The following is a 19,720-nucleotide window of genomic DNA, read 5'->3' on the forward strand; positions in this document are numbered from 1 at the left end:
GAAGATGATGAAAGTACTGATTACCGGTTTTGACCCCTTCGGCGGCGAGCCCATCAACCCGGCATGGGAGGCGGTCAAACGCCTGCCAGAGACCATTCTGGACGCCACCGTGATCAAGGCGCAGCTCCCCACCGTCTTTGGCAAGTCAGCCACCCTGCTGGCGGAGCTGATGCGTCAGCACCAGCCCGACGTGGTGATCAACGTCGGACAGGCGGGCGGTCGCTTCGCCATTACCCCGGAGCGCATCGCCATCAACATCGACGATGCCCGTATCCCCGACAACGAGCAGCAGCAGCCCATCGACGAAGTGATTCAGGCCGATGGCGCACCGGCCTACTTCTCCCGTCTGCCCCTCAAGGGGATGGTGCAGCGCATCAAGGAGAACGGCATTCCGGCGGCGGTTTCCAACACCGCCGGCACCTTCGTCTGCAACCACATCATGTACCAGCTGCACTACCTGATTGAGAAAGAGTTCCCGGCGGTGCGCGGTGGCTTTATCCACGTTCCCTACATCACCGAGCAGGTAGCGGACAAGGTGAACCAGCCCTGCCTCGCCATGAGCGAGATTACCCGCGCGCTGGCGCTGGCCATCGAGGCGGTGGTGCTGCAGCAGGATGGCGATATCAAGGTCGTGGGCGGCGAGATCTCATGAGCCTTTGCCAGCCACGCCCGCTGTTCGTCTACGGCAGCCTGATGGACGGGCTGTTCAACTACCGCCGCTATCTGGCTCACCACGTGAGCCAGACGCCCCGGCGCGCCCGGGTGCGCGGCGCTCTCTATCACCTGCAGCACAAGGGCTACCCCGCCCTGCTGCAGGGGGATGACTGGGTCTATGGCGAGCTGTTTGTGCTGGACGACTTCCCTGCCGCCATCGCGGCGCTCGACGAGATGGAGAACTTCCACGGCGAGGATGATCCCCAGAGCGAATATCTGCGCCAGCTCATCGAGGTGGAGATCTTCGACCCGGCGCAGGGGCGTTATGTCGGCCAACAGCAGGCCTACCACTACCGCTACGTAGTGCAGCACGATCCCAAGTGGCAACAGGGCAAGCACTACCTGCCCGACGGCAACTGGCGCGCTTTCCATCTGGCGCAACTGGAGAGCGCCGCCTGACGGTCAGCGACAATAACAAAGGGCAGCCCGCGGGCTGCCCTTTTTCATGGAAGATGGCCTGAGGATCAGAGCCGGAAGCGCCCGATCTCCTGCTCCAGCCGCTCGGTCAGCGACTTGAGTTCGGCCGCCTGCGCCGCCTCGTCGCCCGCCTGCTCGGCCAGCTCTTGCGAGACGTGGCGGATATTCTCGGTATTGCGGCTGATCTCGCCGGTCACCGAAGTCTGCTCCTCGGCCGCTGCGGCGATCTGGGTCGCCATGTCGCTGATGGAGCCGATCGCCTCGTTGATCCGGGCAAGGCTCTGGTTGGCCGCTTCCGCATCCTCGACGCTGGTACCCGCCAACTGACGGCTGGTCTCCATGCCGCCCACGGCGCGACGAGTGGTCTGCTGCAGGGTCTCGATCATCTGCTGGATCTCGTCGGTGGAGTCGTGGGTACGGCGCGACAGCACCCGCACCTCGTCCGCGACTACCGCAAAACCGCGTCCCTGCTCACCGGCCCGGGCCGCCTCGATGGCGGCGTTGAGCGCCAGCAGGTTGGTCTGCTCGGCGATGCCGCTGATGGTCGCCAGAATGCCGCTGATCTTCTGGGCATGGCTGTCGAGCTCATTGATGATCTGGCTGGCATCGGCCACTTCGTCCGCCAGACCGGTAATGCTGCGCTGACTCTGGCCAACCTGGGATTGACCGGCGACCGCCAGTGCAACCGCATCGGTGGCGGTGGTGGCGGCAAACTCGGCGTTGCCGGCGATCTCCTGGGTAGCGGAAGCCATCTCGGTCACCGCGGTCGCCACCATCACGATCTCGTCCTGCTGCTGGCGTACCCGCTGACTGCGAGCCTGCGCCCCGGCCGCCTGGGCACGGGACTGTGCCGCCAGCTCGATGGTCACATCCCGCAACCGACTGACGATGCCATGCAGCCGCGCCACGAACTGGTTGAAGTTCTGGGCCAGCTGGCCCACCTCATCCTTGCTGTGGGTGTTGATGTGAACGGTGAGATCCCCCTCGCCGTGGGCAATGTCGTGCAGGGCGTGCGCGACCCGGCCTAGATCGGCGAACAGGTATTTGAAGGTAGCGGTGAGCAGGGCGCTGAACACCAGCATCAGCACCAGGGTCAGCCCCACCAGCTCCCACAGCAGGCTGCTGAGCGGCGCTTCCAGCACATCGCGATACATCACCATGGCCAGCAGCCAGTCGGTGCCCGGTACCGGTTGTACCGCCAGCAGCACATCCCGCCCGTCGAGGGTGGCGGCGTGCAGCTCGCTGTTTTCGCGGCCCCACTGCTGGAAGGTGGCGGCAGAGAGTCCCGGCGCCAGCTCGGCGATGGGCTTGAGCGCCAAATCCTTCTGCGGATGGCCGACGATGAGGCCGCTGCTGTCGAGCAGCATGGCGTAGCCCTCACCCTGCACCTTCATCGCCAGTACTTCATCGATCAGCTTGTCGAGCGCCAGGTTGGCCCCCACGGCGCCGACCAGCTCGCCCTGATGGCGCACCGGCTCGGAGAGAGTAACCACCAGCTTCTGCATGGTGACGCTGACATAGGGGGCAGTGACGATCAGCTGCCCCGCCTTCACCGCATCCTGATACCAGGGGCGCTCGCGCGGGTCATAGTTGCCGGTGTTGAGGGAGGGATCCTGCCGGGTCATCACCCCCTGCGCGGAGCCAAAATAGGTGAGGCCGAAGCCGCCGGAGGTGTAGGCCTGCTTCAGGTGCGGCACCAGCTCGGCTTGGGGGTTATCGCTGATCAGGTTGACCAGCGCATGGACGGTGTTCTTGCGATCCGTCATCCATTCGCCGATGGCGACCGAGTAGGCGTGGCCATAGTTGACCGCCTCGCTCTGGATGGCGCTCATGGTGCGGGATTTTAGGGTGTGAAAGGCAACGATGCCGAGCAGTGATGCCATCAGCAGCACTACGCCAAGACTGGTGGCCAGCAGCTTGCCGCGCAGAGAGAGGGTCATGACGACGAATCCTTGTTGTTGTGTCAGGCAGGGAAAACCCTGATGTATCAAAGGCTATCGGCCGCAATATGAACAGACTTTAGTGAATCTGTATATTTTCCCATCTATCAACAACAGAACGCGCTATTCGTGTGAACCAGATCGCTATTCCATGCTACTGACTCTTGTAACAACAAAGCAGCAGGCCGCCCTAAGGCGGCCTGTTACTTACCCCTGATATGCACCGGCGGAGTAGGTCAGCTCATAGCTGTGGCTGTAGATCTCGACGATATTGCCGAAGGGATCTTCCATGTAGACCATGCGGTAGGGCTTCTCGCCCGGGTAGTACTCGCGCACCGGCATCCGCTGCTTGCCGCCCGCCGCGACGATGCGCGCCGCCAGCCCCTCGACATCCGGATCCTGCACGCTGAAGTGGAACACTCCGGTCTTCCAGAATTCGAAGTTGTTCTCACGGCGCTCGCTGTTGGGAAACTCGAACAGCTCGATGCCGATCTTGTCGCCGGTGGAGAGGTGGGCGATGCGGAAGGAGCCCCAACCCGGGCCAAACACGTCGTTGCACATCACGCCGATGGCGGAGTCATCCTCGGTGATGGTGGTCGCCGGCATGATGAGATACCAGCCCATCACCTTGGTATAGAACTCGACCGCTTTGTCGAGGTCAGTCACCGTGATGCCGATGTGGGAGAAGTTGCGTGGGTAAGTCATAAGTCACCTTGAAATTGTGTGTGGGAAACAGGTGACATGATAGGAAGGAGAGCCATAATGAAAAATAAGGTCAAACTAATGGAAGGCATAAATTAAATTTATGGTTAATCCACTCTGGCTCCACACCCTGGTGGTGGTGCATGAAACCGGCAGTTTTACCCGTGCCGCCGATCGGCTGGATCTCACTCAGGCCGCCGTCAGTCAGCATATCTCGCGCCTCGAGGCCGAATTTGGCCCCCTGCTGCTGCGCAAGCCTCGTCTGCTGGAGCTCACCCCGCGCGGGCTGGTGCTGCTCGACTTCGCCCGCCAGCAGGAGCAGGCCGCCGAACAGCTGCGGGCACGCCTCTCGGACGACGACCCTCACCACGGCGCCATCACCCTGTCCACCCCGGGTAGCATTGGTCTGCTGCTCTATCCCCTGCTGCTCGACCAGCAACAAGAGCACCCCGGACTCACCATCCAGCACCGCTTTGCCCCCACCCCCGACATAGTGCAGGCGGTACTGGCGGGGCGCAGCGATCTGGGACTGGTGGATCAGCCGCCTGAACACCTCAGCATCGCCGCCGAGCCCTTCGCCCGCGAACCCCTCTGTCTGGTGGTGCCCAACGATGGCAAGGAGCCGAGCTGGCAGTACCTCTGTCAGCTCGGCTTTATCGACCACCCGGATGGCCGCAGCATGGCACAACGCCTGTTGGGACGACGCTACCCCGGCCAGCGCGTTGACGAGATCCCGCAGCGCGGCTTTACCAACCAGATCGGCCTGATCCTGGAGCCGGTCGCCCGCGGCCTCGGCTTTACCGTGCTGCCCCGCTTCGCCGTCACCGCCTTTGCCCAACAGGAGAAAATCCGGGTGATCCAGAGCAGTATTGAGGTGATCGACACCCTCTGGCTGATCTACCGCGCCGAGTGGCCGCTCCCCGCCCGCCACCAGCGGCTGGTCACCGTCCTGAAACAGCGGGTTGCTGCACATTGAACGCTCTTGCGGCAGACATAGAGATCAATGTGGCCACAGTCACCGAGAGCTAGCGGCAAGAAGGAGAAGAGAAAGGAGAGAGGGATAAATTGGCGAACGCCGGAAATGCGAAAGGCCAGCTCAATGAGCTGGCCTTTCTGAAAATGGCAGGGGCGGCAGGACTCGAACCCGCAACCATCGGTTTTGGAGACCGCTGTTCTACCAATTGGAACTACGCCCCTGCAACAAACGAGGCGTAGTATACAAAGCGGGTTTCAAAGGTAAAGGCTTTTTTCACACTTTTAATGCGATTGCACAAATCCCGAACAAGTCGCGCCGATTTGTGCAGCAACGAGGGGTAACTTGCTGTATTTCCAGACTCAGCGGGGTAGGAATGGGGCATAAATGGGGGTAGGGTGAAATCAGGTACCGGGAGGCCACTTATGCTCAATTACCGACTGCTCCAACAACTTGCGCCCCTCAACTTCAGGGACGAACGCAAAACAGAGTCCCTGCCCGACTACCTGGCCCGGGTCGCCCCGCTGGTGCCCTTCATCCCCGAAAATGTGCTTTCCCAGTGGATTTACCGTCATTGGCGCGGTTTTGAGTCCAACTGGAGCTTTATCGATCTCGCCAGCCACCAGTTCGCATGCGAAAGCTGGCCCACCGCGCAGATTATCGAGCAGATAGACTCCCGCCATATGGAGGTGATCGAGCGCTGGGGCGAGATGCTGCGCAGCAACCGCTATGTCCGCCGCTCCTGGCTCGGCGAGAAGATGCTAAACGACGGCACCTGGCCCGAACCTGTCATCGTGCTGGTGCCGGAAGAGGGAGCCAGCTACCCGAACGGTCATCCCCTACCCCGCCCCTACTGCCTGCTGGAAGGACACCACAGACTCGGTTATTTGCGCGCCATGGCCCGCGATGGGGAATCGCTGCAAGAGACGCACAAGGTGTGGATTTGTCGTCATGTTTCCGTCACTTAAACGTTTTTCATGCTGAAATTGGCATCGTAAATAAAATTTTGACAATTAAAAAAGCGGCCCTATAATCTGTCCGGTTTTGAAAAAGGTCGGGACGAAACGATGCAGTTTTTGATTCAGAAAACAGCCTTGCAGACGGGTGGTGCGCACCAGAGCGGCCCCGTTGTTTCCGGTTCCCACCCCAAAGATCCCCAGTTATTTTTAAAAAAAGCCCCTGTTTCAGGGGCTTTTTTTTGTGCCCGAAAAACCTCCAATGATGTCAAAGGGAATGCAGACGATGACCAATCCACTCTATAAGAAACATGTCATCTCCATTTCGGACCTGACCCGGTCAGAAATGGAACTGGTAGTCTCAACCGCACAACGGTTGAAGGCTGAACCTGACACCAGCCTGTTGAAAGACAAGCTGGTTGCCAGCTGCTTCTTCGAAGCCTCCACCCGCACCCGCCTCTCCTTCGAGACCGCGGTACAGCGCCTTGGCGGCAACATCATCGGCTTCGCCGACGGTGGCAACACCAGCGCCAAGAAGGGCGAGACGCTGGCTGACTCCATCAAGATCATCGGCTCCTACTCGGATGCGGTGGTGATGCGCCACCCGAAAGAGGGTGCGGCCCGTCTAGCCTCCGAATTCTCCCGCGTGCCGGTCATCAACGGCGGCGACGGCTCCAACCAGCATCCGAGCCAGACCCTGCTCGACCTGTTCACCATCCATGAGACCCAGGGTCGTCTGGACAACCTCAACGTCGCCTTCGTCGGTGACCTGAAATATGGCCGCACCGTGCACTCGCTGGCCCAGGCCCTCAGCCTGTTCAACTGCCGCTTCTTCTTCATCTCCCCGGAAGCGCTGGCGATGCCGGACTACATCTGCGAAGAGCTGGAAGAGAAGGGTATCCAGTTCAGCGTCCACCAGACCATGGAAGAGGTGATGCCGGAGCTGGACATCCTCTACATGACCCGCGTCCAGAAAGAGCGCTTCGACGAGACCGAATACAAGCACATGGCCGCCAAGTTCATTCTGGAGCTGGCAACCCTGGAAGGGGCCAAGCCCACCATGAAGATCCTGCATCCCCTGCCCCGCGTCGACGAGATCGATGTGGCGGTCGACAAGACTCCCCACGCTTGCTACTTCCAGCAGGCGGAGAACGGGGTCTATGCACGCCAGGCGCTGCTGGCACTGGTACTGAACGAAACTGTCTGAGCTTAGGGGAATATCATGTCTGACAAGAACCAACTGCAAGTCGAAGCCATCCGTCACGGCTCCGTCATCGATCACATCCCCGCTGGCCAGGGCATCAAGATCCTCAAGCTGTTCCAGCTGGTCGAAACCCAGGAGCGGATCACCGTCGGCTTCAACCTGAAATCCGGCGCACTGGGCAAGAAGGATCTCATCAAGATTGAGAACACCCGCCTGACCGAGCAACAAGCCAACCAGCTTGCGCTGTTCGCCCCTAAAGCGACCGTCAACATCATCGAAGACTTCAATGTGGTGAAGAAGCACCAGCTGGAGCTGCCGGAGTTCATCGCCGGGGTGTTCCACTGCCCCAACTCCAACTGCATCTCCCACAACGAGCCGGTGGACAGCTACTTCCGGGTGCGCGAAGTGAAAGGCGTGGTGCGGATGAAGTGCAAATATTGCGAGAAGTCCTTCACTCAGGACATCGTCAGCGAGCGTTACTGATATCTGATTGGGCCCCGCGGGGCCCATTTTTGAACCCTGTCACATCACCGAATTTCCAGTCAGCTATAATTTGCCATCGCAAGATGGTAATGCCCGCTCATTCCCTGCATATAGATGGATTATCAGTGTTTTTACCTGATAACTGACTGCTATGGCAGATATCGCGCGTTTACCTCCGGTCATCATCAAAGGAATTCGCCGTGGTCAAAACCCTCAGTCGTCCCGTTGCCCAAGAGCCCGATCTGGCCCAGCTGGATGCCTGTCGCCAGATCATCGGTCAGCACTGCTACAGCACCCAGGAAGAGATCCGTCGCGAGCTGTCGGAGCGCGGCTTTGCCGACATCAGCCAGTCCACCATCTCCCGTCTGTTGCGCCGCCTCGGCGTCGCCAAGGCGCAGAATGCCAACGGCAAGAAGGTCTACACCCTGGTCGATGAGCAGCTGGAACCCGCCGGCAGTACCCGCTCGATCCACGACATGGTGCGCGAAGTGGTACACAACCAGCAGATGGTGCTGATCCACACCACCCCGGGAGCCGCCACCGTGGTGGCCCGCCTGCTGGATCGCAACGCCAATCCCGAGATCATGGGCGCCGTCGCGGGCAATGACGTGGTGCTGGTCGCGCCGCGCCATATCAGCCGCACCCGTCAGGCCCATGCCGCCGTGGTGCGCACCCTGGCGCAGGCCCGCTAAGCTCTCTCCCCCAAATGCACTGAGGCGACCCGCGGGTCGCCTTTTTGTTGCCTGCGACTTTGTGTCCATCACTTCTTGCGCTCATAAAAAACGGGAGCCCGCAGGCTCCCGTTTCATCTTGCTTGTCATCCTCAGGAGAGCACGGCACCCAGGCTCAGGCAGACCACGATCAGCACGGTCAGGATACCGAGCAGCGGAGCCACCCACTTCAGCCAGCGCACATAAGGCACCTTGGCAATAGCCAGGCCGCCCATGACCACGGCGGAGGTCGGGGTCACCAGATTCACCAGACCGGAGGCAGACTGGTAAGCAGTCACCACCAGATCGCGACCCACGTTGGCAAAGTCGGCCAGCGGCGCCATGATCGGCATGGTCAGTACGGCCAGACCGGAGGAGGACGGCACCAGGAAGGAGAGCACCACTTCCAGCACGAACATAACGTTGATAAAGACGATGGTGGAGAGGCCAGTCACTATCCCTTCTGCACTGTGCAAAATGGTGTGAGTGATCATGCCGTTATCCATTACCACCACGATACCGCGGGCGATACCGATGATCAGCGCCACACCCAGCAGGTCGCGGGCACCGTCGATAAAGTTGGAGGTCAGCTCCTCTTCGCTCATGCGGGAGATGACACCGACTATGATGGCGGCAGCCAGGAACACGCCGGAGATCTGCGCCATCCACCAGCCCAGCACGGCCACACCATAGATCATCACGGCAAAGGCGGCGACGAAGATACCCAGCACGATTTTACGGGTCAGGGTGAACTCCAGCATCTGGTCGCTCTTGTTGCCGAGGAAGTGGGCACGGTTCTCTTCCCACTTGTCAGCCACCAGAGATTTGCTCGGATCGCTGCGCACCATCTTGGCGTAACGCATGACGTAGGCAACACAGAGCAGCCAACCGGCGACCAGCATGGCAACGCGCAACCAGATACCGTCGGTGAAGGAGATACCGGCGGCGTTGGCGGCAATAACAGTCGCAAACGGGTTGATGGTGGAACCCAGAGTACCGATACCGGCGCCCAGCAATACGGTTGCCGCTGCCACCACTGGGTCGAAGCGGGCGGCCATCATCACCGGCACCAGCAGGGTGTAGAACGGCAGCGACTCTTCGGCCATCCCGTAGATGGTGCCCCCTGCGGCGAACAGCGCCATCAGGATCGGGATCATCCACTCTTCCCGGCCGCGCAGGCGGTCGGTCACACGTTCAATACCGGCATCGATGGCACCTGTCTTGGTCACAATGCCAAGAAAACCACCGATGATCAGGATAAAGAGGGAGACGTCGATGGCGCCTGCCTCATAGGTGTCATGGTTGTAGAGGCCATCGATAGGTGCCAGCAGCACGTCGACGATCCCCTGGGGATTCCCCTCCACCAGTTTGTAGGTACCCGCCACCGGCACTTCTTTGCCGAGGGCTTCGTTCATGGTCATCTCATATTTGCCGGCCGGCACTATCCAGCTCAGGGCGGCCACCAGGGCGATCAGCACAAACAGTATCGTGTAGGCTGACGGGAACTTGAATTTGGTCATGGTCCAGCTTCCTTCTGTGGGTGTGGTATCCATGCAGGCTGCGGGTTGTAGGGTTAGAGGTATTATGCCGCTGTCACATGGTCGAAAAGCCGGGGGTCGCCCCCCGGCACCACTACTGCGACCTTAGTCGCCCAGCGTAGCAACCATCACTGCCTTGATGGTGTGCATCCGGTTTTCGGCCTCGTCGAACACGATGCTGTGCTCGGATTCGAACACGTCCTCGGTCACTTCCAGGCCTTTCATGCCATATTTGTCAGCCACTTCCTTGCCCATGGTGGTCTCGTCGTTGTGGAACGCCGGCAGGCAGTGCATGAATTTCACATCCGGGTTCTTGGTGGCGTTGATGACATCCATGTTGACCTGATACGGAGTCATCAGTTTGACGCGCTGATCCCATGCTTCTTTCGCTTCACCCATGGATACCCAGACGTCGGTGTAGAGGAAGTCAGCACCCAGCACACCCTCTTTCACATCTTCGGTCAGGGTGATGCGTGCGCCGGTCTCTTCGGCGATCAGGCGGCACTTGGCAACCAACTCCTCTTCCGGCCAGAAGGCTTTCGGCGCGACCAGACGGATGTCCATGCCCATTTTGGCGGCGCCGACCATCAGGGAGTTACCCATGTTGTTGCGGGCATCACCCAGGTAGGCGAACTTGATTTGATCCAGACGCTTGCCCTTGCCGTGCTCCAGCATGGTCATGAAGTCAGCCAGGATCTGGGTCGGGTGGAATTCGTTGGTCAGGCCGTTCCAGACCGGAACACCGGCGTAGGCGCCCAGCTCTTCCACGATCTCCTGACCGTAGCCGCGGTATTCGATACCGTCATACATGCGACCCAGTACACGGGCGGTGTCCTTCATGGACTCCTTGTGACCGATTTGGGAACCGCTTGGGCCAAGGTAGGAGACTTGTGCGCCCTGGTCGAAGGCCGCCACTTCAAATGCACAACGGGTGCGGGTAGAGGTCTTCTCGAAGATCAGGGCAATGTTTTTGCCGGCCAGGTGTTTGCGCTCGTAGCCACCGTATTTGGCTTTCTTCAGGTCGATGGCCAGGTCAATCATGTATTGGATTTCGCGCGGGGTGAAGTCCAGCAGTTTCAGGAAGTTACGGTTACGCAGATTAAAAGCCATGATGAGTTCTCTCTATATATGTTTCAGACCAGTTCGGGCAGTAGTGTTGACTACGCATTCTCAGTACAGATATCGGTAATTACGCATGTACGGTGCGGGTGGCGACGATATTGGTGCCGGCTTCACCCTTGAGGATGGCGAGGCCATCTTCCAGCGAGCCGATGCCGACCATGCCGCCGGTCGCTTTGACAAATTCACAGGAGGCTTCGACTTTCGGTCCCATGGAACCTGCGTCGAACTTGACTCCGGCCAGCTCGTCCGGGCTGGTGACTCGCAGCGGACGCTGGGTCGGTTTACCCCAATCCAGATAGACGGCATCGGCATCAGTCAGGATCAGCAGGGCGTCGGCCTTGATCTGCTTGGCCAGGTAGGCGGCAGACATGTCCTTGTCGATGACGGCTTCGATACCGGTCAGGCTCTGGCCATCCCAGGTCACAGGGATGCCACCACCACCGGTACAGATGATGAGGTGGCCCTGGGCAATCAGAGTTTCGATGGCGTCGCCTTCAACGATGCGCTGGGGCAGCGGGGAGGGCACTACGCGGCGGAAGAACTTGCCGTCAGCCTTGACCACCCAGTGCTTCTCTTCTGCCAGGGTGCGGGCTTCAGCCTCTTCGTAGACGGGGCCGATAAATTTGGTCGGATTGGCAAACGCCGGATCCTTGGGATCGACCTGCACCTGAGTCAGCAGCGCGGTGACGTTGCGGCTCGGCATCAGGTTTTTCAGCTCCTGGATCAGCATGTAACCGATCATGCCCTGGGACTCGGCACCCAGCACATCCAGCGGATAGGGGGATACCTTGGTGTAGGCACTGTTTTGCAGGGCCAGCAGACCGACTTGCGGGCCGTTGCCATGCACCAGCACCACGTTGTACTCCTGAGCGATCAGGGCGATGGTCTTGGCCGCAGTGGCGATGTTTTTGCGCTGGATATCCGCTTCCAGTGGCTCACCACGACGGAGCAGTGCATTGCCACCCAGAGCGACGACGACAGTTGGTTTTTTCATAGTGGTTAATCTCGAGTTTGGTTCTGTGTGGCGCCAGCTTCTGCCGGCGCCACGCCGTCTCATCAGATGCTGTCGCGTTCCATCGGGCAGCTCATGCAGCGGGCGCCGCCGCGGCCACGGCCCAGTTCATCACCCGGGATGGAGAGAACTGTGATACCGGCCTTGTCATATTTCTCGTTGGTGTAGGTATTGCGCTCGTAACCCACCACCACGCCGGGACGTACGGTCAGCACGTTATTGGCGTCGTTCCACTGCTCGCGTTCGGCTTCGAAGCTGTCACCGCCAGTGGTGATGATCTTCAGCTGATCCACGCCCAGTGCTTTCTCGATAGCAGTGACGAAGTAACCCTCTTCCTTGATGTTCATGCCGGTGGCGCCGCCCGGAGTCAGGCTCCAGCACTGCACATCCTTGCGGATCACTTCCGGATAGACGGAGAAAGTATCGACATCCATATGGGTCATGACGGTATCCAGGTGCATGCAGCTGCGGTGTTTCGGCAGTTCCATGGCGATGACCTGTTTGGCCTGACCGTGTTTGAACAGGCTGCGAGCCAGATGCTCGACACCTTGCGGGGTAGTGCGCTCGGACATGCCGATCAGCACAGCGCCGCGGCCGATAACCAGTACGTCGCCACCCTCGATGGTGGAGTTGTCGTAGTCACGCTCCTCATCACCGAAGTACTTGATGAAGTCCTGACCGGCAAACATCGGGTGCCAGCGGTAGATAGCCTTCACATGGTTGGTCTCGCGGCGACGAGCTGGCTTGGCCATCGGGTTGATGGAGACGCCACCGTAAACCCAGCAGGAGGTGTCACGGGTGAAGAGGTGGTTGGGCAGCGGTTCGATGATGAAATCGGTCGGAGCGTGCATGCCAACTACCATGTTGACGCCGCTGTAGGGCATCTCGGAGTAGGTCAGGCCGCCGGAGAGAATGCGGGCCAGCTCGCGGTGCGGCATGTCAGCCAGGAAGCAGCGCACGTCGTTGGCAAAAGAAGAGCCGAGGCGGTAGTCGGAGACCTGATGTTGCAACAGCCAGGTTTTGGCTTCCGGCACATCAAGTGTTTCGGCCAGCAGATTGGTCAGCAGGAAAACTTCGACATTCTGATCGCGCAGTACCTGAGCGAATTTGTCGTGCTCCTGACCGGCACGTTCAACAGACAGGACGTCATCGAACAGCAGATCCTGGCAGTTGGAAGGAGTCAGACGCTTCAGACTGAGGTTGGGGCGGTGCAACATGACACGGCGCAATTGGCCAACTTCAGAACCTACATAAAATTTGCTCATGATTATATTCCGTCTAGCAGTGGTCCCTGCGAGTGATTGAATAGATTCCTTCTATTCATGCTCGTGGCTAAGGCGGGATATTCTTTATGTAGGGTAATCGGCTTATGTTCTATCCTGCCCTTGCCTTTCGAGACCGAGGTTAGCCCTGCGAATCACGACAAACTTAGACATTGATCACATTCACTCAGAACTGAATATATTCACCATCCAATCTATGACCCCGGTAGCAAATTGCGCATTTTCCAAACAAATAGCACCGAATAACCATGCAAAACCACCCTGCTATATTTCAGATTGATTCATTTTTTATTCATGCCAGTTCACTGGAGTGATTAAATGCAAATAACAAAAACCGTTAAAAATCAACACTTTAAATAACCTTACAAATAGAATTTGAATATTACTCCCTAGGTATTGAATACATCGCCGTGACGGGAGGAACGCGGGAGAAATAAATACTCACATCTACCACATTCACTGCATAAATCTTTTCTTGTTCCAGATCATGGCATTGATGCCAACCCCATCAGGCTCGGCCTTATAAGTCATCACCTCTTTGTGCAGTTCAACTTAATATGCACAAAGTCCGCATCAAGGTGGGCAGCCATCCTCGTCGGTCACCACAACGCCTTTTGATACTTTTTTCATTAATTGAATTTATTCACCTCACCTTGCGCTGGCGCCAACCTCGACTTAACTCAGAAAGTGATCCGGATCACACAGGAATGGCACTACCAAGGAGTTGTTATGAAGATGAAACCCATGCTGTTGCTCGCGACTTTGCTGCTCTCTGCTCTCCCCACCCTCAGTCAGGCTGAAGGAGCCCCTGCCATACCCATGGTGGTCTGCAATGTCGACAAGGCCCCCCAGATACTGGTGCCCGACTATGTCTGCCGCTGGCATGGCGGCAGTGTTCACTATTAACCTGCAGAACGAGAGGAGCATCACTCCTCTCGCCTTTCTCGCCTTGTGATGAGCCAACCCCCTCCTATACTGAAATCAGCGGTTTTCTCATGGATAGGGGAACGTCATGATCTTGTTGGTCGGTGGGGAGAAGGGTGGCAGTGGCAAGAGCTGCCTGGCGCAAAATCTGGCGGTCTACCTCAGATCCCAATTTCAGGGAGAGGTGTTACTGGTCGACTGCGACCCGCAACGCACTACCTCGGACTGGATTCAGGAACGCAATGACAACCCGGATCTGCCACAAATCAACTGCGTTCAGCTCTATGGCAATATTCGCAACGATCTGCTTAGCCTGAAAAATCGCTATGACTACGTCATCGTCGATTGCGGCGGGCAAGACAACCGGGCACTGCGCTCCACCATGGCTGTCGCCACCCACGCCCTGATCCCCTTGCGCCCGAAACGCCGCGACCTCAAGACCCTACCCCACATGGAAGATCTGATCACCACCTGCAAGATGGTCAATCCGACCCTCAATGCAGCCGTTGTATTGACCCAATGTCCATCTTTGCCCAATCAGGTAAAGCGGATTCTCGAGGCCAAAGAGGTATGTGCCTCGTTCGGAGTCGACGTACTGAATTCCATCACCTATGGCCGCAACGTCTACGACGATAGTGAGGAAAAGGGATTATCGGTGATGGAGATAGAACCGGATGGCAAATCTGCCGAAGAGATCCGGGCCATCGCCAAAGAGTTCCTGAAAGTGGGGGTATGAGATGGGCTTGGCGGACCTGAAGAAAAAGCATCAGCTGCATCACCAGAAGAAGTTCACTGTCGATGAATTTATCGAAGATGCTGAGTTCTACGCCAAGGGTAAACCCAAGGTTGTCAGCCTTGAGTTGAGTCTGCATAGGGATGAAGCCTTGTCGGCACTGGCCTTTATCGAGAGTGGTGAGCATCTGAAGCCCAGCTTTAAAAAAGCGACCTTCTCCATGAGTACAGTGGCCATCGATGAGCTGGGTAATCTGACCCAACAAGACGGCATGAACAAGTCCCTGCTACTGCGCCTCTTTACCCACTACTTCTCTTCGCTCACCCCTGAAGAGCGCCAAACCATCTATGAGCGCCTCAACCAGCACCTATAAATACCCCATTCACTGCTCTTTTCCTGCCGTCACACCCACATTGGGTGATCACCATCAGAGCACAGAATCTGTTTCCAAAGTAACCAAAATCCCGCGTAAGAGATCTGCCATTCCACATGTAAGTAAACAGCCGAAAAGATCCCCGAGATAATCGGAAGATAAGATCTTAAAACATGAAGATGATTAACTTAACCAGCTGTTTATAAATGAAAAAATCGAAACCCATAACTTTCGAAATAGCTAATGACAAAAACGTTTTCCAATCTGGCGTTGTAGCCGGTTATAAAATCCTTATAGTTACTCATGCACGGACGCAATGAAGTCGGTCAGGAAGGCTGGCTGCCAGGGTTGGGCAAATGGACTCACCACAGGATGTGGTAAAGGACACCTCCCAGGACGGAGAAAGTGCGACGGGACAGGATGACTCGTCAGGCCAAGATGGCTAAAGGACACCCCAAAGGATTGGGAAGGGGAAACCTAAAGGAAGAGGTAAACAGTCAGGGATTGCAGGGAGCAACTTCGTTCAAGGATCTGAGCGATACGACTACCGGGGGCGACGCAAGTCGCCCCCATCTTTTTATCTGCGTTTCACAGCCCTATCGCTTGCCTCAGCCCACGGCCTTCTTGCCAGAACCTTCCCGACCCGCTGCCTAAGCAAAATACATATGAAAGGGCGCCACTATGGCACCCTTTTCTGTTTTCTAATCGGCAAACAAGCTTATATCACGCGAGAGAACTGCTGCTGACGCGCCTTGTTGCGCAGGTACACGTCGAAGCACATGCAGATATTGCGGATCAGCAGCTGCCCCGTGGAGGAGACCTCCAGGCCATCCTCCGTCATACGCACCAATCCATCGTTGATGAAGGTCTGCAGCAGCTTGAGATCGTCGGCAAAATACTCTCTGAAATTGAGACCGTGCGCCTGCTCGACAGACGCAAAGTTCAGACGGAAATCACAGATAAGCCGCTTGATCACCTCACGGCGGATCAGGTCATCCTGATTGAGCGAGCAGCCTTTCCACTGGGCATGACCCAGCTCTGCAACCTGTGCGTAATAGGTCTTGAGCTCTTTCTGGTTCTGGGAGTAGGCATCACCGATCATGCTGATGGAGGAGACCCCCAGCCCCAGCAGATCGCAATCACCTTGAGTGGTATAGCCCTGGAAATTGCGGTGCAGCTTGCCCTCGCGCTGCGCCACCGCCAGCTCGTCATCGGGTTTGGCAAAATGGTCCATGCCGATGAACTGGTAACCCTGGCCAGTGAGGAAGGCAATGGTGTCCTGCAGCATGGCCAGCTTCTCCTGCGGCGCAGGCATATCAACCTCTTTCAACTTGCGCTGGGCAGCAAAGCGACTCGGCAGATGGGCATAGTTGAAGATGGAGAGGCGCGCCGGATCCGTCTTGAGCACTTCTTCCAGCGTATGGTGGAAGCTGACACGATCCTGATGCGGCAGGCCATAGATAAGGTCTAGGTTGGTCGAGCGGAAGCCTAGTTCACGGGCCCGTTCCAACATGGCTTTAATAAAGTCGTTGTCCTGCTCGCGGTTGACTGCGACCTGTACATCCTTGTTGAAGTCCTGCACCCCAAGGCTGATGCGGTTGAAGCCGACATCTCGCAGCACATCCAGCATGGTAATGGCAATCTCGCGCGGATCGACCTCGATGCTGAACTCCCCCTCTTCGGCGAAATGGAAGTGCTCACGCAGCATGGCCATCAGACGGCGCGTTTGCGCTTCATCCAGATAGGTGGGTGTACCGCCACCCCAGTGCAGCTGGGTGACCAGACGATGCTTGAAGAACGGGGCTTGCGCCTTGATCTCCTGCTCCAGGTAGTCGAGGTACTCGTCAGCCTTGTGCTGATGACGGGTAATGACCTTGTTGCAGCCGCAGTAGTAGCAGAGCTTGTGACAGAAAGGGATATGCACGTAGAGCGACAGATTGCGCTCGGGATACTGGCCAGCAGCGTGGACAAAATCCGGATAGCCGAAGCTCTCGTTGAACTCCAGCGCAGTGGGATAAGAGGTGTATCGCGGGCCACTGTAGTTATATTTTTCGATCAGGGCCTGATCCCACACAATCTGTTCTGCTTGCACGCTCGCTTCCTCTCTTGTTGTTATTGTTGGCTCACCGACCTAACTGAAAATCCTTCAGCTGGGCCACATCCTTGAGGATCTGAGCCTCCAGCTCGGCCTCGTAGCCGCTGCGTTCGAGATCCATCTTCATCACTTCATTGCGCTTGAGGGCACGTCTGGCCTCATGAGTCGGCATATCTTTCACCTTCTCATACAGCCCGTACAGACCCGGGAACTCGGCAACAAACGCCCGTCCCCCCTTGATCTGCAACGCATCCAGCAGATTGGTCAGCCGAATGGCGCCTTCGGAGTAATCACACTGCCCCTCCCGCACCGCATGGGCAATGACCCGCACGCTCTCCAGAATTCGTTCATTGCGAGCGGTAATCGCCTGCCACTGCATCGCTTGCTGTCGTCTCAGCCTGGCCAGCAGCATGCCTGCATAGATGGCCAACCCTGACAAACTCAGGCCGCCCAACAGGGCGGCCAGCATCCATCCACTCATCACTTTTTCTTCGGCTCAGGCTTGGGTTCCGGCTTGAAATCGACCTGGTTGAAACGGTCCCACAACTCCTCTTCGGAGGCTGGTTTCTGCTCGTCGAACTCGGCGTCATCGCCATCATCAAACGGCAGATCATCATCTTCATCATCGTCGTTGTCGATGATGCCCAGCTCATCCATCAGCTCCTGATAACGGTCGACGCGCTGATCAACCCAGGCCTGCTCGGCCGCTTCCAGGGTTTCACCGGCATCCAGACGATCCAGCAGATCATTCAAGCGGTCATCGTTTTCGATAGAAGCCAGTTCCTGCTCGGGCGTCATCACCAGCTTCTTCTCTTTCACCGCCTTGGGGGCTGTCGGCTTCTTCTGTTTGTCATCCACCACCAGTACCACCGGCTTGCGGGAACCGATACGCGGATCTTTGGACTGGCTGTTGCCAGACTTGCTCTTCGGCTGTTCAACTTGCTGACGAGAACCAGCCTTCAGGCCTTTGCGCTTGGCAGCCCGTTTACGCTCACGGCCTTCTTGAGCACTGACATCAGATTCTTTGCGCTTGCCAGTAGGCTTGCGAGTGGGTTGTTTGGCAGACATGAATGGCTAACTCCGAAAATAACTGGTTTGACCCGTACCCGGGATGATTTCACCCGGTGGGATACGATGCGAGGAACAGTAAGGCTGGAACAAGAGCAGGATCCCGCACCAATCAGGCCCAATCAGGCCACTGAACACCGCAGGATCGGTATCCTCTGGGCATGTTGCTGGTATTTTGACACAGAATGGCTAATCGGGTTAATGACCCAAAAGAAAAAAGGCAGCCGAAGCTGCCTTGATATGTTCATGCGTGCGCCATCCTGAATGGCAAAACAGTCTGTTTCGTCCTCTCCATGACAACTTGTCGCCGCATCATATCGTTGTGTGGTCATCCTGACCTTATATTGGTCGTTCCTGAATGTGCGTGTGCCTGTTTGACCCGTCTCGACCGCATCCTGCCATCGTGCCGGGGAGTCTGCATCCCGTAACCCCATCCCGCTCCGGAGATGGTCACCATCCTGATCCTTCAATCCTTTGCCAGCTCATCCGAGCCCATGGCATCCCGCCACGCCAGCCATCCTCTGCTCACAACACCCTGTCGTGAAACCGTCACCCAATCCGTGGGTGAATCCATTAAGCCTACTGTACCAACTCTATAAAGCGGCTCAATCCACTCAAAACATTCTCAACATGTCGAAAAATATCAATATTTATATAATTCACTGATAAATAATGATTATTTAATATTTTATGCAATTTTATGAGCCTTGGCCTGCCTTGAGAATGGGAGATCTCTTACAGAACGGGGGGATTAAACCGAGAATTATCTGAAAGCCATAAAAACAACAGGGAGCCCAGGCTCCCCGTTTCAACTCAAATCGACCGTATCGACTATATCAGTGCAGACCCGCCACATATTTGGAGAGGGCTTCGATATCCTGATCAGTCAGTTTCTTGGCAACATCCCGCATCATGCCATTCGGATCGTTGTCACGCGTCCCGGCACGGAATGCGGTGAGCTGAGCCTTGATATAGGCAGGATGCTGGCCGGACAGGTTGGGATACTTCGCCTGTTCGACACCCGAGCCACGAGGACCATGGCAAGCCGTACAAGCTGCCAGACCGCGACTCATGTCACCACCCATATAGAGAGCCTTGCCCGCTTCGACCACGTCGTCAGGGACAGCGATAGGGGTAACCTTCAGGCTGGAGAAATAAGCCGCCAGGTCATCCATGTCCTGTTCCGACAAAGGTAACGCCATCGGCCCCATCACTGGCGCAACCCGGCCAATTTGACCAGAAGCGGCAGCCTTCAGTTCAACTAACTGCTTTTTGATATATGATGCGTGCTGACCAGCAATTTTGGGGTACATATCAACCAGGCTGTTTCCGTCCGGTCCATGACAAGCCGCACAAACGGCAGCCTTGGTCTGTCCCGCAGCGGCATCGCCCTTGGCTTGTGCCATCCCCGTTACGCCAACCATCAGAGCAAGAGTAATGACTAGGTTCTTCATGGCGTTCCAACTTTTCGTT

General features: G+C 57.3%; 21 protein-coding genes and 1 tRNA gene. 11 read left to right on the forward strand and 11 right to left on the reverse strand.

The features are described from left to right. Positions 1-7: 7 nt before the first annotated feature. Both pcp and G5380_RS13445 read left to right on the forward strand, forming a co-directional pair. The gene (gene pcp / locus G5380_RS13440; RefSeq protein ID WP_421352817.1) at positions 8-652 is read left to right on the forward strand and encodes a pyroglutamyl-peptidase I; all 645 of its coding nucleotides are present in this window, start codon (positions 8-10) and stop codon (positions 650-652) included. Then, positions 649-1,113 (forward strand): gamma-glutamylcyclotransferase family protein, encoded by a 465-nt coding sequence (locus G5380_RS13445; protein ID WP_042031904.1) that lies wholly within the window; start codon positions 649-651, stop codon positions 1,111-1,113. Before pcp ends, G5380_RS13445 begins: the two co-directional genes overlap by 4 nt. A gap of 65 nt (positions 1,114-1,178) precedes the next feature. Here the strand turns inward: G5380_RS13445 and G5380_RS13450 are convergent, their stop codons facing one another. Continuing rightward, the gene (locus G5380_RS13450) at positions 1,179-3,071 is read right to left on the reverse strand and encodes a methyl-accepting chemotaxis protein (RefSeq protein ID WP_421312899.1); all 1,893 of its coding nucleotides are present in this window, start codon (positions 3,069-3,071) and stop codon (positions 1,179-1,181) included. Between the two features lie 207 nt (positions 3,072-3,278). Then, complete coding sequence (locus G5380_RS13455; protein ID WP_005339743.1) at positions 3,279-3,776, reverse strand: lactoylglutathione lyase family protein; 498 nt, start codon at positions 3,774-3,776, stop codon at positions 3,279-3,281. Between the two features lie 100 nt (positions 3,777-3,876). Between G5380_RS13455 and G5380_RS13460 the strand changes: the two genes are divergently transcribed. Further along, on the forward strand, positions 3,877-4,749 hold the full coding sequence (locus G5380_RS13460) for a LysR family transcriptional regulator (RefSeq protein WP_421206333.1): 873 nt from the start codon (positions 3,877-3,879) through the stop codon (positions 4,747-4,749). A 144-nt stretch (positions 4,750-4,893) separates the two neighbouring features. Here the strand turns inward: G5380_RS13460 and G5380_RS13465 are convergent. Continuing rightward, a tRNA-Trp gene (locus tag G5380_RS13465) sits at positions 4,894-4,970 on the reverse strand. Between the two features lie 201 nt (positions 4,971-5,171). Between G5380_RS13465 and G5380_RS13470 the strand changes: the two genes are divergently transcribed. The 5 genes from G5380_RS13470 (at position 5,172) to G5380_RS13490 (ending at position 8,081) form a co-directional block, all read left to right on the forward strand. Next, entirely contained in the window at positions 5,172-5,714 is a 543-nt protein-coding gene (locus tag G5380_RS13470) for a hypothetical protein (protein WP_335865244.1), read from the forward strand. 99 nt (positions 5,715-5,813) lie between these two features. Further along, positions 5,814-6,008, forward strand: a complete 195-nt coding sequence (locus tag G5380_RS13475) for a hypothetical protein (RefSeq protein WP_133249581.1) — start codon at positions 5,814-5,816, stop codon at positions 6,006-6,008. After that, positions 5,989-6,909 carry an aspartate carbamoyltransferase gene (gene pyrB, locus G5380_RS13480; protein WP_005339735.1) on the forward strand — a complete coding sequence of 307 codons (921 nt, stop codon included), beginning with the start codon at positions 5,989-5,991 and terminating at the stop codon, positions 6,907-6,909. Before G5380_RS13475 ends, pyrB begins: the two co-directional genes overlap by 20 nt. A gap of 15 nt (positions 6,910-6,924) precedes the next feature. After that, a complete protein-coding gene (gene pyrI / locus G5380_RS13485) occupies positions 6,925-7,389 on the forward strand; it encodes an aspartate carbamoyltransferase regulatory subunit (protein WP_005339730.1) in 465 nt (154 codons plus the stop codon). A 200-nt stretch (positions 7,390-7,589) separates the two neighbouring features. After that, entirely contained in the window at positions 7,590-8,081 is a 492-nt protein-coding gene (locus G5380_RS13490; protein WP_005339728.1) for an arginine repressor, read from the forward strand. A 131-nt stretch (positions 8,082-8,212) separates the two neighbouring features. Here G5380_RS13490 and G5380_RS13495 read toward each other — a convergent pair whose 3' ends face one another. The 4 genes from G5380_RS13495 to arcA form a co-directional block, all read right to left on the reverse strand. Then, on the reverse strand, positions 8,213-9,619 hold the full coding sequence (locus tag G5380_RS13495) for a YfcC family protein (protein WP_040070076.1): 1,407 nt from the start codon (positions 9,617-9,619) through the stop codon (positions 8,213-8,215). A gap of 123 nt (positions 9,620-9,742) precedes the next feature. Beyond that, positions 9,743-10,747: an ornithine carbamoyltransferase gene (argF, locus tag G5380_RS13500; protein WP_421209090.1), complete on the reverse strand. Its 1,005-nt coding sequence runs from the start codon at positions 10,745-10,747 to the stop codon at positions 9,743-9,745. A gap of 79 nt (positions 10,748-10,826) precedes the next feature. Beyond that, complete coding sequence (arcC, locus tag G5380_RS13505) at positions 10,827-11,753, reverse strand: carbamate kinase (RefSeq protein WP_005339719.1); 927 nt, start codon at positions 11,751-11,753, stop codon at positions 10,827-10,829. A gap of 62 nt (positions 11,754-11,815) precedes the next feature. Beyond that, positions 11,816-13,036, reverse strand: coding sequence for an arginine deiminase (gene arcA / locus G5380_RS13510; RefSeq protein ID WP_043850716.1), 1,221 nt, complete (start codon positions 13,034-13,036; stop codon positions 11,816-11,818). A 747-nt stretch (positions 13,037-13,783) separates the two neighbouring features. On the opposite strand from arcA, the gene G5380_RS13515 reads away from it, so the two are divergent. The 3 genes from G5380_RS13515 to G5380_RS13525 all read left to right on the forward strand — a co-directional run bounded on the left by G5380_RS13515 (position 13,784) and on the right by G5380_RS13525 (position 15,084). Further along, positions 13,784-13,960 carry a hypothetical protein gene (locus G5380_RS13515; protein ID WP_421209091.1) on the forward strand — a complete coding sequence of 59 codons (177 nt, stop codon included), beginning with the start codon at positions 13,784-13,786 and terminating at the stop codon, positions 13,958-13,960. A gap of 106 nt (positions 13,961-14,066) precedes the next feature. After that, entirely contained in the window at positions 14,067-14,714 is a 648-nt protein-coding gene (locus tag G5380_RS13520; RefSeq protein WP_216952274.1) for an AAA family ATPase, read from the forward strand. 1 nt (position 14,715) lies between these two features. Then, a complete protein-coding gene (locus tag G5380_RS13525; RefSeq protein ID WP_216952276.1) occupies positions 14,716-15,084 on the forward strand; it encodes a CopG family transcriptional regulator in 369 nt (122 codons plus the stop codon). 718 nt (positions 15,085-15,802) lie between these two features. Here the strand turns inward: G5380_RS13525 and hemN are convergent. From hemN to G5380_RS13545, 4 genes are all read right to left on the reverse strand, one after another. Beyond that, entirely contained in the window at positions 15,803-17,176 is a 1,374-nt protein-coding gene (hemN, locus tag G5380_RS13530; protein ID WP_216952278.1) for an oxygen-independent coproporphyrinogen III oxidase, read from the reverse strand. Positions 17,177-17,207: 31 nt separating this feature from the next. Beyond that, on the reverse strand, positions 17,208-17,648 hold the full coding sequence (locus tag G5380_RS13535) for a DUF2489 domain-containing protein (RefSeq protein WP_421352830.1): 441 nt from the start codon (positions 17,646-17,648) through the stop codon (positions 17,208-17,210). Between the two features lie 11 nt (positions 17,649-17,659). Beyond that, positions 17,660-18,247, reverse strand: coding sequence for a Der GTPase-activating protein YihI (yihI, locus tag G5380_RS13540; RefSeq protein WP_421206328.1), 588 nt, complete (start codon positions 18,245-18,247; stop codon positions 17,660-17,662). 836 nt (positions 18,248-19,083) lie between these two features. Beyond that, positions 19,084-19,701, reverse strand: coding sequence for a c-type cytochrome (locus G5380_RS13545; RefSeq protein WP_005339710.1), 618 nt, complete (start codon positions 19,699-19,701; stop codon positions 19,084-19,086). Positions 19,702-19,720: the final 19 nt, after the last annotated feature.

This window comes from Aeromonas sp. 604443, assembly GCF_049170315.1.
Lineage (GTDB): Bacteria > Pseudomonadota > Gammaproteobacteria > Enterobacterales > Aeromonadaceae > Aeromonas > Aeromonas veronii_A.

Excerpts from the sequence above, each read along its gene's own strand:
- pcp (WP_421352817.1), top strand. The coding sequence starts at position 8 with ATGAAAGTACTGATTACCGGTTTTGACCCCTTCGGCGGCGAGCCCATC.
- G5380_RS13445 (WP_042031904.1), top strand. The coding sequence starts at position 649 with ATGAGCCTTTGCCAGCCACGCCCGCTGTTCGTCTACGGCAGCCTGATG.
- G5380_RS13450 (WP_421312899.1), bottom strand. The coding sequence starts at position 3,071 with ATGACCCTCTCTCTGCGCGGCAAGCTGCTGGCCACCAGTCTTGGCGTA.
- G5380_RS13455 (WP_005339743.1), bottom strand. The coding sequence starts at position 3,776 with ATGACTTACCCACGCAACTTCTCCCACATCGGCATCACGGTGACTGAC.
- G5380_RS13460 (WP_421206333.1), top strand. The coding sequence starts at position 3,877 with ATGGTTAATCCACTCTGGCTCCACACCCTGGTGGTGGTGCATGAAACC.
- G5380_RS13470 (WP_335865244.1), top strand. The coding sequence starts at position 5,172 with ATGCTCAATTACCGACTGCTCCAACAACTTGCGCCCCTCAACTTCAGG.
- G5380_RS13475 (WP_133249581.1), top strand. The coding sequence starts at position 5,814 with ATGCAGTTTTTGATTCAGAAAACAGCCTTGCAGACGGGTGGTGCGCAC.
- pyrB (WP_005339735.1), top strand. The coding sequence starts at position 5,989 with ATGACCAATCCACTCTATAAGAAACATGTCATCTCCATTTCGGACCTG.
- pyrI (WP_005339730.1), top strand. The coding sequence starts at position 6,925 with ATGTCTGACAAGAACCAACTGCAAGTCGAAGCCATCCGTCACGGCTCC.
- G5380_RS13495 (WP_040070076.1), bottom strand. The coding sequence starts at position 9,619 with ATGACCAAATTCAAGTTCCCGTCAGCCTACACGATACTGTTTGTGCTG.
- argF (WP_421209090.1), bottom strand. The coding sequence starts at position 10,747 with ATGGCTTTTAATCTGCGTAACCGTAACTTCCTGAAACTGCTGGACTTC.
- arcC (WP_005339719.1), bottom strand. The coding sequence starts at position 11,753 with ATGAAAAAACCAACTGTCGTCGTCGCTCTGGGTGGCAATGCACTGCTC.
- arcA (WP_043850716.1), bottom strand. The coding sequence starts at position 13,036 with ATGAGCAAATTTTATGTAGGTTCTGAAGTTGGCCAATTGCGCCGTGTC.
- G5380_RS13515 (WP_421209091.1), top strand. The coding sequence starts at position 13,784 with ATGAAGATGAAACCCATGCTGTTGCTCGCGACTTTGCTGCTCTCTGCT.
- G5380_RS13520 (WP_216952274.1), top strand. The coding sequence starts at position 14,067 with ATGATCTTGTTGGTCGGTGGGGAGAAGGGTGGCAGTGGCAAGAGCTGC.
- G5380_RS13525 (WP_216952276.1), top strand. The coding sequence starts at position 14,716 with ATGGGCTTGGCGGACCTGAAGAAAAAGCATCAGCTGCATCACCAGAAG.
- G5380_RS13535 (WP_421352830.1), bottom strand. The coding sequence starts at position 17,648 with ATGCTGGCCGCCCTGTTGGGCGGCCTGAGTTTGTCAGGGTTGGCCATC.
- yihI (WP_421206328.1), bottom strand. The coding sequence starts at position 18,247 with ATGTCTGCCAAACAACCCACTCGCAAGCCTACTGGCAAGCGCAAAGAA.
- G5380_RS13545 (WP_005339710.1), bottom strand. The coding sequence starts at position 19,701 with ATGAAGAACCTAGTCATTACTCTTGCTCTGATGGTTGGCGTAACGGGG.